Below are 649 nucleotides of genomic sequence, written 5' to 3'. Positions count from 1 at the left end.
ACGTCCCGCGATACACAATCTTCTCCGCCATTTTCTCCAGCTGATAGCCGTACATCGGGTCGTAATAGTCCTTCAGCAACGGCACAAGCCAGCTGAAGTGCGCGTCAGTGCTGCCAGTACGCTGTTGCTCGACAAGCGCGGCATCCAGCAGGGCGGTAAATTCCGCAAAGCGTTGCAGCCCCAGACGGCGACGAATGGCGTACAGGCCGTGATGCAGATATTCGCTGTACGCTTTCCAGCCCGCCTCTTCACCGCAGGCGGCAGAAAAGTCGGCCCACATGTGGTCGAAATACTCTTCGCGCAGGCGTTCAAGACGGTTCTCAAACGGATCTTCAACCACCACGACAGGCGCTTCAGCCATGCGGTCGCGCAGGCACTCCGGCAGGTGGTTAGAGCCAATCATCCGGCCCTCGTCTTCCAGCACCCAGCGCGCGGCGTCTTTTTTTAGCAGTTCGACGGCAAGGTGATTCTCGAAGCTCGCCTGAGAAAGCTGCGGGGTGAGCGTGCGACCAAACGACGAGCCGCGATGGTGCGCCAGCCCTTCCAGATCGATGCCCTGCGCATGCTGCTTAACCAGCAGCGTTTTACCGTTACCGGTACAGCCGCCGATAAGCACCATCGGCTTTTGTGACTGCTCAATGGTCACCTG

Annotated in this window: 1 pseudogene; it reads right to left on the bottom strand. The window is 59.0% G+C overall.

From position 1 onward, the window contains the following. Positions 1-649, bottom strand: a pseudogene (locus tag RTW80_RS26745) (tRNA 2-selenouridine(34) synthase MnmH); the annotation flags it as partial.

It is taken from the genome of Escherichia sp. AM3, from assembly GCF_032029835.1.
GTDB classification, from domain to species: Bacteria; Pseudomonadota; Gammaproteobacteria; order Enterobacterales; family Enterobacteriaceae; genus Escherichia; species Escherichia coli.
Note: the sequence above shows the minus strand (reverse complement) of the source record. Positions and strands in the feature narration are given on the sequence as shown.